The organism is Thermococcus profundus (assembly GCF_002214585.1).
Lineage (GTDB): Archaea > Methanobacteriota_B > Thermococci > Thermococcales > Thermococcaceae > Thermococcus > Thermococcus profundus.
The window spans coordinates 1,096,086-1,106,486 of record NZ_CP014862.1; the positions used below are offsets into that span (position 1 = coordinate 1,096,086).

The 10,401-nt window shown below is 52.6% G+C and carries 9 protein-coding genes and 2 CRISPR repeat arrays (1 of these 11 cut by a window edge); of the genes, 5 read left to right on the forward strand and 4 right to left on the reverse strand.

Annotation, left to right across the window (positions count from 1 at the left end; translation table 11 throughout):
- Positions 1-155 precede the first annotated feature (155 nt).
- Complete coding sequence (gene topA, locus A3L09_RS05920) at positions 156-2,339, forward strand: DNA topoisomerase I (protein ID WP_088858075.1); 2,184 nt, start codon at positions 156-158, stop codon at positions 2,337-2,339.
- Here topA and A3L09_RS05925 read toward each other — a convergent pair whose 3' ends face one another.
- The gene (locus A3L09_RS05925; protein WP_088858076.1) at positions 2,340-2,714 is read right to left on the reverse strand and encodes a hypothetical protein; all 375 of its coding nucleotides are present in this window, start codon (positions 2,712-2,714) and stop codon (positions 2,340-2,342) included.
- Positions 2,715-2,853: 139 nt separating this feature from the next.
- On the opposite strand from A3L09_RS05925, the gene A3L09_RS05930 reads away from it, so the two are divergent.
- Complete coding sequence (locus A3L09_RS05930) at positions 2,854-3,663, forward strand: hypothetical protein (protein ID WP_088858077.1); 810 nt, start codon at positions 2,854-2,856, stop codon at positions 3,661-3,663.
- Here the strand turns inward: A3L09_RS05930 and A3L09_RS05935 are convergent.
- Genes A3L09_RS05935 through surR form a run of 3 tightly spaced genes read right to left on the reverse strand, consistent with a single transcriptional unit; the run spans position 3,660 to position 5,747 of the window.
- Complete coding sequence (locus A3L09_RS05935) at positions 3,660-4,847, reverse strand: geranylgeranyl reductase family protein (protein ID WP_088858078.1); 1,188 nt, start codon at positions 4,845-4,847, stop codon at positions 3,660-3,662. The genes A3L09_RS05930 and A3L09_RS05935 overlap by 4 nt on opposite strands.
- The gene (locus tag A3L09_RS05940; RefSeq protein ID WP_088858079.1) at positions 4,844-5,047 is read right to left on the reverse strand and encodes a DUF362 domain-containing protein; all 204 of its coding nucleotides are present in this window, start codon (positions 5,045-5,047) and stop codon (positions 4,844-4,846) included. Before A3L09_RS05940 ends, A3L09_RS05935 begins: the two co-directional genes overlap by 4 nt.
- Positions 5,031-5,747: a sulfur metabolism transcriptional regulator SurR gene (gene surR / locus A3L09_RS05945; RefSeq protein ID WP_088858080.1), complete on the reverse strand. Its 717-nt coding sequence runs from the start codon at positions 5,745-5,747 to the stop codon at positions 5,031-5,033. The genes A3L09_RS05940 and surR overlap by 17 nt, the downstream gene beginning before the upstream one ends.
- Before the next feature lie 135 nt (positions 5,748-5,882).
- On the opposite strand from surR, the gene pdo reads away from it, so the two are divergent.
- The 3 genes from pdo to A3L09_RS05960 all read left to right on the forward strand — a co-directional run bounded on the left by pdo (position 5,883) and on the right by A3L09_RS05960 (position 8,583).
- Positions 5,883-6,563 (forward strand): protein disulfide oxidoreductase, encoded by a 681-nt coding sequence (gene pdo / locus A3L09_RS05950; protein WP_088858081.1) that lies wholly within the window; start codon positions 5,883-5,885, stop codon positions 6,561-6,563.
- Between the two features lie 122 nt (positions 6,564-6,685).
- Positions 6,686-7,612, forward strand: a complete 927-nt coding sequence (locus tag A3L09_RS05955; RefSeq protein ID WP_088858082.1) for a hypothetical protein — start codon at positions 6,686-6,688, stop codon at positions 7,610-7,612.
- A gap of 80 nt (positions 7,613-7,692) precedes the next feature.
- Complete coding sequence (locus tag A3L09_RS05960; protein ID WP_088858083.1) at positions 7,693-8,583, forward strand: MBL fold metallo-hydrolase; 891 nt, start codon at positions 7,693-7,695, stop codon at positions 8,581-8,583.
- 82 nt (positions 8,584-8,665) lie between these two features.
- Positions 8,666-9,432: direct repeats of the CRISPR family, unit length 30 nt; unit sequence CTTTCAATTCTCCTAGAGTCTTATTGCAAC.
- Between the two features lie 105 nt (positions 9,433-9,537).
- Positions 9,538-10,401: a CRISPR direct-repeat array (repeat unit 30 nt; unit sequence CTTTCAATTCTCCTAGAGTCTTATTGCAAC) (it continues 315 nt past the right edge of the window).

A 10,401-nucleotide genomic window follows, 5' to 3' on the forward strand; every position in this document is an offset into this window, starting at 1 on the left:
CGGGTGAGTCTATTACTAATGCCCGACGAGTATCGGGTTGCGATGAAGTCGGGACCCCCAGGGGGGCGACATTCCCAAAGCCCCCCTTTCGCTTCCTCCAAGGGCCTTTCCGCAGGATTTTTATATGCCCTCCCGTACAACGTTGAGGTGTTGTCATGGTCACGCTCATCATCGCGGAGAAGCCCAACGTTGCCAGGAAGATAGCCTATGCACTGGCAGAAGGCAAGCCGGTTAGAAAAACCATTGGGAAGGTGAGCTACTACGAGTTCACCCGCGATGGGAAGAGGATAATCGTGGCTCCTGCCGTCGGGCATCTCTTCTCCCTCGCCCCCAAGGTGAAGACCTACGGCTACCCGATCTTCGATATCGAATGGGTGCCCGTTTATGTGGCTGAAAAAGGAAAGAGCTATGCGAGGGACTACATAAAGGCCCTCGCAACCCTGGCAAAGCGGGCCGATGAATTCGTGGTTGCCTGCGACTATGATACCGAGGGTGAGGTGATAGGTTATACCGCTTTGAAATACGCCTGCGGCGTCGATCCGTCAAAGGCAAAGCGCATGAAGTTCTCTGCCCTGACAAAGAAAGACCTCCTGAAGGCCTGGTACAACCTCGAACCGACTATCAACTTCGGCATGGCCGATGCTGGTGTTGCCAGGCACGTCCTAGACTGGTACTGGGGCGTCAACCTCTCAAGGGCCCTCACATCGGCCATAAAGCGCGCAAGTGGGAAATGGATGGTTCTCTCGACTGGAAGGGTTCAGGGGCCGACCCTGAAGTTTCTGGTCGAGAGGGAGAAGGAGATCCAGAACTTCAAGCCGACACCGTACTGGGTCATCAAGATGACTCTGGAGAAGAACGGGGGGCAGTACACCGCCAACTACGAGAAGGAGCGCATCCTCGACGAGAATGAGGCCAAGAGGATAGTCGAGGAAGCTAAGAAGGGGCCTGCTTTTGTGGAGAAGGTAGAAATCAAGCAGCAGAAAAGGAATCCCCCCGTGCCCTTCGACCTCGGAACCCTCCAGAGGGAAGCCTATTCCGCCTTCGGCTACACTCCAAAGAAGACTCTGGAGATAGCACAGAAGCTGTACGAGAAGGGCCTTCAATCGTACCCGAGAACAAGCTCCCAGAAGCTCCCCAAGAACCTCAACTTCAGAACAATACTCCAGAATCTCGCCAAGTTGCCCGAGTACAAGCCCTTTGCCCACGAGCTTCTGGGTAAGGAGAAGCTCAAGCCCGTCGAAGGAAAAAAGGATGACCCGGCGCATCCGGCCATATATCCAACCGGCGAGCTTCCAAAGCCCAGCGACCTCACTAAGGATGAGGGGAACATCTACGACCTCGTTGTGAGACGCTTTCTGGCGCTCTTCATGGAGCCCGCATTGAGGGAGACGATGAAGGTCATCATAAACTCCAACAACCACCGCTTTATCCTCAGCGGGGCGAGAACCGTCAAGGAGGGCTGGCTGAAAGTATACGGCAAGTACGTTAAATTTGACGAGGTTATCCTTCCCGCTTTCAAGGAAGGAGAACCCGTCAGGGTCATTCAGATAAAGCGCGAGAAGAAGAAGACCAAACCGCCAGCGCGCTACTCTCCAGCGGCGGTCATTAAGAAGATGGAAGACCTCGGCATAGGAACCAAAGCGACGCGCGCCCAGATCTTGGAAACCCTCTACCAGAGGGGATACATAGAAGGCAAGCGGAAGATAAAGGTTACCCCTCTTGGGATGCGTGTTGTCGAAGCCCTGGAGAAGAACGTACCCGACATAGTCAGCGTTGAACTGACGAGAGCCTTTGAGGAGAAGATGGAGGAGATAATGGCAGGGAAAGCGAACAAGGATCAGGTCATCGAGGAGAGTAAAGACCAGCTGGTTAAGATCCTCCAGATCTTCAAGGAGAAGGAGCTTGACATCGGCAGGATTCTCCTGGAGAGCACCGGGACTGGGGTAACGACAAGTAAAGAGACCGCAAAGAAGGCCAGAGCAGTGAAGGAACTCACCGAGGATGAGGAGAAGGAGATCCAAAAAGCTGTGGATGGGGAATCCGCATCCGGATCTTCCAGAAAGATTGAACGTAAGCCCCTCGTGATCGGTAAGTGCCCCAAGTGCGGCGGCGATTTGGTCGTTAGGTACAACAGGAAGACCGGAAAGCGCTTCGTCGGCTGTTCGAACTGGCCCAAGTGCGACGTAACTTACCCCCTCCTCCAGCGGGGTGAAATAATTCCAACCAACAAGACCTGCTGTGGTGGGGCGCCCGTCGTGAAGATCCGCGAGAAGGGCCGCGAGTACGAGATATGCGTTGATATGAACTGCAAGGACTGGAGCAGAAAGAAAAAGAAGTAGTCAGAGTGCGCTGAGGGAGATTCCCATAAGAACAAACAGTGCGAACGCGATCATGATCTCCACTACGATCGTCATTATCACGGCCAAGAACGCCCTGAGCCAACCCGTGTCGAAAACTGTCTTTACCACCCAGATATAGGCTATTGGTGCCAGTATCCATCCAAGGACGGGAATAATGCCGATGACCATTGCGAGAATCCCGCCTCCAACAACCGCCACCACGGATTTGCCGATCGTGGCTTTTTCTATACCAACCAGCTTCGCCCCGAGGTATAAGAAGAAGCCCGCTATAAAGAGCGCTATGAATATTGCCAGCAGTCCAAGGGCGCCAATTGCACCTACGGCTATTATACCGGGCCCAGCATGTCCTGGCATGCTTCACCACCCCCTTACGAAAAATTGGGCCTTCAACATCTTCATTATTGATCGATGGGCTATATTAGGGTTTTGATGGTCCATGCTCCACGAAGAAAACCTTATTAGCGAACAAGTTGAAGTTTTCAGGAGTGGTTGCATGGGCGAGGGGCTTGCTGAGGATGAACGTGTCCCAAGGGTTCTGCTGGACAGTGCGAGGGAGGTACTTGGCCAGCTCAGGGAGAGGGTGCTGAACAGAACTGTGGATTTGGGGCTTCTTCTAGATGTCCAGTCCCTTTTCATCCTGGGGCTTTCAGATGCAAGCCTCTACGCCTTCGCGCTCCGGTTTGATGATCTGGTTGAGGAATCCTACGGGATCTTCCGTGAAGGGTATGTCCTGCTGAAGCATAACGGGCTCCTCGTAAGCGATCCCGAACTTGATCTCCAGCTTGGCATGCTGAAAAATTTGGATGTTAAAAGGGGATTTTCGCTCGACCGGCGGCTTTCAATGCTCGGAAGCCCCAGGGAGATACAGGTGTGGGTGAACAGGATAATCAAACTGAGGAACGCCTTGTATGGAGTTTTCCCACGCGACCCTCTGCGGGAGCTTGGCTATGGAATGTCCAAGGAAGATAGGAAGTTCCCCATGCTTCTAAAGGCCGTTACGCGGGTTTATGAGATGAGTCCCCCGACCGTTGAGGCCCTGGCGAAGTTGCTCTACCTTGAGATGGAGCTTGGATTAGACCCCTCCAAACTTCCCTGCAGGAACGGCCGCTGTGAGGAGATTCTCTCCCTCGGAAGCGTTGAGGGTTTTGAAGTCGTGAATTCCGGGGACGTTGAGCTTTACTACCGCTTCAAAGAGGGGAAGCATCTGGATTCTCCGTGGGGCAGAATCACCATGGGGGAGCCGGTTGAGATAGTAATATTCTCAAAGGAAAAGAAAAGGGGCTTCAGGTGCGTCAGAAGTTAAAGAAGCTGCCTGAGCAGGGAGATCCTGCGCTTGCTGAGGAGGACCTTCGGGTGCTTGAGGAGTGCTTTGATAACCTCCCCGTAGTCGCCTCCCGCTATCTTCTCCGCGTCGGCGCCGCTGAGAACCTGAATAAACAGGTCGAGGTCCTCGTCGGTGAGCTTCTCGGTTACCTTTCTGACCTTGAGGACTTTTTCAAGCCTCTTTCCGTCGGTCTCCCACCACTCCTTGGTGTAGTTCTGGAGGAGGGCAATGTTCTCCTCTTCGAGGGCCCTGTTTATCCACTTGCTCGCTATAGTTCCTGCTTCCATGGCCTCGGCCATTCCGCCGCCGTGCATCGGGTTGACCTGCCTGGCGGCATCGCCGACGACGATAACGTTGTCCTTGGCAAGCTCCTTGACGAAGCCGCCAACTGGAACAACGCCGACGTTAACCTCGAGTATCTTCTTAGCTGGAATGTTGTTCTCCTTGAGCCACTTGTCGAGGTAGTACTTGGCGGTCTCCGGGTGGTCTGAGGCTATACCAATGCCAACGTTTGCCCGGTCCTCGTCCTTCGGGAAGACCCATACGTAGCCGCGCGGAGCGACCTCGTTGCCGAACCAGAGGTGTATGAGGTCTGGGTCGTAGCCCTCTATGAGCATCTCGTACTCATAGCTTGAGTCGAACTCATGCGGGGGAGCGTAGGTGTTTATCCCAGCTTTTCTGGCTATGGTGCTCTCAACACCGTCGGCGGCGACGATTATATCAGCATAAATCTCAACGGGCTCATTCTCGTGCTTGGCCTTGATTCCAACGACTTTACCGTCCTTCCTGATGACATCGAGGGCCTCTGTCCTTGAGAGGACATCTGCTCCGGCCTTTGCCGCATAGTAAGCTAGCATCTTGTCGAAGACCTTTCTCTCAAGGATTACGCCGCTGGCTTCCTTGTACCTGAGCTCCAGCTCGTGGCCGCTTGGGGAGTAGAGCTTGGCACCATAAATCTCACGGTTTATGTAGCGCTTGTCGTAGGGGATGTCGTACTTGTCGAAGACCTTTATGCTTATGCCCTCAGCACACTGCTTGGGTGAACCAATGGCAGGCTTCTTATCGATGAGAAGGACCGAGTGACCGGCTTTAGCAACGTTCCTGGCTATTATCGGGCCGGCTATTCCCGCACCGACCACAACGACATCGTATTTCCAGCTCATTCTTTCACCTCCAGGGGTTCAGCGCTGAGCGCTCCAACGGGGCATGCGTTGATGCATATCCTGCAGCTTATGCACTTGTCCTGGAAGAACTCCCAGCCGCTCGAGTGGACTTCAATGGCGAGGGTCGGGCAAACACCGGCACAGCCGCCGCAGAGGTAGCACTTATCCTCGTTGACTACGACTCTAATCTTCTCCGGCATTGGTTTCACCGCCGTTCCTTTGTTTCAGCCTTTCTTCGTCGATTTTAATGAGGCCGTCTTTTATTATTAACGGTACGAATCTGTCCAGTTCCTGGGCCTTCACGAGAACTTCCCTCTCCTTGAGGTTGAGCCTGTCGGAGAGCTCGTCTACAGTTGCTTCCCCTGTGAGAAGGACGTAGTGGAGAATGGCCAGTTGCGTCATGTCGCCGATCTCACTGAGGTAGGTCTCTTTGATCCTCGCCATCAGTCTGTCCCTCTTGTGCTCGATGCTCTGCAGGAGCGAGAGAACTTTGTTGAGCTCCCTGGTCAGCCCCAGGAACGCTTCTATCTGGGAGTGGAGGTCCTCAATCTCAACGTCAAAAGAAGAGACGTCAACCGTGGCCCTCTCAAGCGAGCCTCCGTCGAGGTCGAGCCCAGTGTACCAGAACACGTTGGGGGTTATCGTTGTTACGAACGTTTTTGATATGTTTATCTCGTAGTACTTTCTGGCGGGGCCGATGAAGGGCCCTTCCCTCTCGTAGGAGCGGAGGATTCCTTCTCTCTCCATGATCTTGAGGTGCTTGGCAACGGCGGTCGAAGAAACGCTAACTTTGTTGCTCAAGAAGCTGAAATAGCACTCGGTACAAGTCAGATGGCTTAAAAGGTCTCGGCGGACCTTGTTTCCCAGGATGTAAAACACGTCCGGTCCTGTCTCAGGCATGACCCACACCACCCAAATCTGTGACGTAAAGCTTATATAGTGAACATTTAACCTTAGGTTGCAAACCGGGGATTATGCTCCTGGCTAGGTTTCACTCGAAACGTTATAAACCTTTAGATATGGAGGTGTTTGGACATGGGACTGATTAGCGATGCCGACAAGAAGGTAATTAAGGAGGAGTTCTTTTCAAAGATAACCAACCCCGTTAAGATCATCGGCTTCACAGGTAAGGAGCACTGCCAGTACTGCGACCAGCTCAAGCAGCTCGTTCAGGAGCTCGCCGAGCTCAGCGACAAGCTCAGCTTTGAGTTCTACGACTTCGACACTGAGGAGGGCAGGAAGATAGCGGAGCAGTACAGGATCGACCGCGCTCCAGCTGTAACCATAACCCAGGACGGCAGGGACATGGGCGTTCGCTTCTTCGGCCTTCCGGCCGGCCACGAGTTCGCGGCATTCCTTGAGGACATAGTAGATGTCAGCAACGCCACCACAGACCTCATGCCCGAGAGCAAGGAGGAGCTCGCCAAGATCGAGAAAGACGTCAGGATACTCGTCTTCGTTACCCCGACCTGCCCGTACTGCCCGCTCGCCGTCAGGATGGCCCACAAGTTCGCCATCGAGAACACCAACGCCGGCAAGGGCAAGATTCTTGGAGACATGGTCGAGGCCATCGAGTACCCGGAGTGGGCCGACAAGTACAGCGTCATGGCGGTTCCGAAGATCGTCATCCAGGTGGACGGCGAGGACAAGGTTCAGTTCGAGGGCGCCTATCCTGAGAAGATGTTCATGGAGAAACTTTTGGCTGCCCTCGAGTGATGCCTTCTCCTTTTTGTTCGTTTTCTTCCCTCTGGCTTCCGTGTTAATTCGGCGCCTTTCTAGGATCGAGTTTTCACGGAAAAGTTATAAATCCTCCTACTCAGCCCATATTGGGGGAGCCAATGGGCATGAGGATCGGCGGTGTAAACGTCAGGTTTACCGGTGAACTCGACGACGGTTTTGAGGACGCTTTTGGTGGGCTCTTCGCGAGGCGCTACCTCCCCGACGTAAGACCGGGTGAAGGAGACCCCCAGGTTGTAATTGAGCGCTTTAAAGGTAGCGAGTTCAGGGTCTTCAGCGCGGCCTACGACTACCTTGGAAGGGACGAGTACAAAATAGAGTCGGGGGTTCCCTCCGCCTACGGCAACGAGGCCCCGGTGTTCTTCATACTTCAGGCTGCGGCAAGGGCCGCCGCGAAGTCTGGAAGGATGTTCGTAACTGACTCCGTCGGCGTCGTTGCACCCGGCGGCAAGGCTATTTTGTTCGTGGGTTATCCCCACACCGGCAAGAGCACGATGTCCGTTCTCGCCCTTTCCCAGGGACTCCCGGTTCTGAGCACGGAAAACACCGTAGTCGAGGTCAGGGACGGAAAGCTCTACATCGTTGGCGGGACCGACGTTCTCGTCTACGACCCGCGCGTTGAGGGCATCTACGACGTCGACGTTCCCTACGACGAGCAGACTAGGAGCGGCTACAGGATAAAGGACCTGAGGAACGACCTCGAGAGAAAGCGCCTCCTTGAAAAGGGCGTTGAGATAGACATGATGGTGGTCCTTCACGCGGCATTCAACTGCATGGAGGCCAGCTTCTCCAGGATAAAGGGGAGGAAGGTCAGGAAGACCCTCTGGTACTTCTCGACAGCGCTCATGAAGGGCCTCGACTACTACGAGCCCGCACCGCTCCACGTCCCGATGAACGAGGAGATAAGTAACAACCTTCGCGAGTTCCTGGAAACGGCATCGGAGAACTACTCTAACAGAATGTACGAGGCCTTCGGCAACCACAGGACGGTTTTCGAGAGGGTTCTTGAGATGGAGTCCCTCCCATGACGCCCCTCTGAGTTTTTCATTGATCTGAAGTGTGATCTGGGAAACGCGTATAACTTCATCCGTCCCTATTCAATTAGGTGATGGGGGTGGATGTTGGAACGGCTGAGGATGTTAGGATCTACGTTCTTGCCGATGACTACGCTGGATATAACAGTCCATTCTGGGCACAGCATGGGGTTTCTTTTCTCATCGACGCGCAATCGGGGGGAATCAGGCGGAGGATCCTTTTCGACACGGCCTCCTACGCCGAGCCGATCCTGTTCAACATGAAACTGCTCAAGCTCGATCCCGGCGAGATAGACGCAGTCCTCCTCTCTCACAGCCACTTCGACCACACAGGGGGCCTTTTGGGCATCATGCGGGAGATAAAAAGGGAAGTGCCGGTGTTTGCCCACCCCGATATATTCAAGGTGAGCTTTGCAATGGATCCGGAGTTCGTCTATGCTGGAATTCCGCCGCTCAGGGGAGGAACGAGGGAGAAAATCGAAGAGCTTGGAGGGATATGGATCCTCAGCAGGGATCCTATACGGATAATGCCCGGGATCTTCACCCTCGGGGAGGTTCCGGTTGAGCAGAGGGCCGACTTCGAAAAGGAGACCTCGATAGGGCTCTACAAACTTGAAGATGGAAGGGTGACTAAGGACGACGTAAGCGATGAGATAGGGCTTGCGATAAACACCAGAAAGGGGCTTGTCGTGGTTGGGGGCTGTTCCCATCCCGGCATTGTGAGTATGGTGAGGCGGGCAAGGGAGATAAGCGGAGTTGAGCGCGTTCATGCAGTTGTTGGCGGTTTTCACTTGATAGACGCTGACGATGAGAGGATTCAAAAGACCGTGGAGGCTCTGAAGGGGATGGGAGTTAAGAAGGTCTACGCCGGCCACTGCACGGGCCTTAAAGCTGAGGCTCTCTTTGCCAGTGAGTTCGGGGAGAACTTCGAAAAGCTCCACGCGGGGAAGGTGTTGGACCTTTAGTGGAGCCTTTTCTAAATTTTGTCTATCTAGGTCTTATTGTAACCAGGGATCCTGGGCCCGTGTTGACGCAGTCATCGGGAAGCTTTCAATTCTCCTAGAGTCTTATTGCAACGTGCCCGTCCTCAGTTACTAAAACCACCTGCTTAAGCTTTCAATTCTCCTAGAGTCTTATTGCAACCCGTCACCCTTCTTTTTAACCCTCTTTTTGTCTTTCTTTCAATTCTCCTAGAGTCTTATTGCAACCTTTTTGATGTACTCGACGATCTGTTCGGCCATTTTGCTTTCAATTCTCCTAGAGTCTTATTGCAACAATAACTCTTTTAAGAATGTCCGGGGAAGCTCATATCTTTCAATTCTCCTAGAGTCTTATTGCAACGGCCTGCACTAGTGGGGGCCTCGGAGGTCAGCTACTCCCTTTCAATTCTCCTAGAGTCTTATTGCAACAAGCTCGCCGAGGCGTGGGAGCTCATGGGGACAGAGTACTTTCAATTCTCCTAGAGTCTTATTGCAACCTGCAAATTAGGGGATCCTGAACAGCCAAACTTTTACTTTCAATTCTCCTAGAGTCTTATTGCAACCATAGCTCCCTCACCCGAGGATCACCGCTAAGAGACCTTTCAATTCTCCTAGAGTCTTATTGCAACTGACCTCTCAGAGTTTCCGAAAGGCAATATTATTGATTCTTTCAATTCTCCTAGAGTCTTATTGCAACCTGATGGTGGAGTGTGTGCTATCGACGAGCTTGATAAGACTTTCAATTCTCCTAGAGTCTTATTGCAACTGATTTTTCCGTCTTCCCGTTCCTTGAGGTGTACGATCTTTCAATTCTCCTAGAGTCTTATTGCAACAGCCCCCGCCCTACTCGTCGTCCCCAACTACGGAGGCCTTTCAATTCTCCTAAGAGTCTTATTGCAACCTTTCTTTTCATCTGCTTTACTGCCAACCAGAAAGTATCTTTCAATTCTCCTAGAGTCTTATTGCAACTATGACCTGAGCGGCAACACTGCCAGGTACCCAGCTAACTTTCAATTCTCCTAGAGTCTTATTGCAACCCTAACTGGACAATACCTACACTCCCAGTCAAAAACTTTCAATTCTCCTAGAGTCTTATTGCAACCGGACATTTCTCAAGCGGCGAGTGAGGGCTAGCCTTTCTTTCAATTCTCCTAGAGTCTTATTGCAACTTCAAAGTGGAGCTTCCGGCTTGTAGTGACGGCAATACCTTTCAATTCTCCTAGAGTCTTATTGCAACAGAGGAGAAGATTCAGGCGGCGCGGCAGCTCAAACAGACTTTCAATTCTCCTAGAGTCTTATTGCAACCCAGATCAGGGTGGGTGTACTCCTCTGGGAGGTTGCTCCTTTCAATTCTCCTAGAGTCTTATTGCAACTTTGAGGTTAAGGGCCTCTTTTCCTCCGATGTCGGCGTCTTTCAATTCTCCTAGAGTCTTATTGCAACCTCATGCTGCTCTCATTGACCGGCTCAACCGTGACGCTCACTTTCAATTCTCCTAGAGTCTTATTGCAACTCCGAGGCCCTCTCCTTCTTCGAATGCTCTTATAATCTCCTTTCAATTCTCCTAGAGTCTTATTGCAACAAGAAGCTTAGGGCGGCGGGTTGGGAGCCGGACCCGGCTTTCAATTCTCCTAGAGTCTTATTGCAACGAATTCTACGTGAGGTATAAGGAGGCCTTCGAGCCTTCTTTCAATTCTCCTAGAGTCTTATTGCAACACAACGGTGATCTGGAGGGAGCTAGGTATCTTGACAGTCCTTTCAATTCTCCTAGAGTCTTATTGCAACCTTTCGTTTGGACGATTGCG

Excerpts from the sequence above, each read along its gene's own strand:
- A3L09_RS05960 (WP_088858083.1), top strand. The coding sequence starts at position 7,693 with ATGGGGGTGGATGTTGGAACGGCTGAGGATGTTAGGATCTACGTTCTT.
- pdo (WP_088858081.1), top strand. The coding sequence starts at position 5,883 with ATGGGACTGATTAGCGATGCCGACAAGAAGGTAATTAAGGAGGAGTTC.
- A3L09_RS05940 (WP_088858079.1), bottom strand. The coding sequence starts at position 5,047 with ATGCCGGAGAAGATTAGAGTCGTAGTCAACGAGGATAAGTGCTACCTC.
- A3L09_RS05935 (WP_088858078.1), bottom strand. The coding sequence starts at position 4,847 with ATGAGCTGGAAATACGATGTCGTTGTGGTCGGTGCGGGAATAGCCGGC.
- A3L09_RS05930 (WP_088858077.1), top strand. The coding sequence starts at position 2,854 with ATGGGCGAGGGGCTTGCTGAGGATGAACGTGTCCCAAGGGTTCTGCTG.
- A3L09_RS05955 (WP_088858082.1), top strand. The coding sequence starts at position 6,686 with ATGGGCATGAGGATCGGCGGTGTAAACGTCAGGTTTACCGGTGAACTC.
- A3L09_RS05925 (WP_088858076.1), bottom strand. The coding sequence starts at position 2,714 with ATGCCAGGACATGCTGGGCCCGGTATAATAGCCGTAGGTGCAATTGGC.
- surR (WP_088858080.1), bottom strand. The coding sequence starts at position 5,747 with ATGCCTGAGACAGGACCGGACGTGTTTTACATCCTGGGAAACAAGGTC.
- topA (WP_088858075.1), top strand. The coding sequence starts at position 156 with ATGGTCACGCTCATCATCGCGGAGAAGCCCAACGTTGCCAGGAAGATA.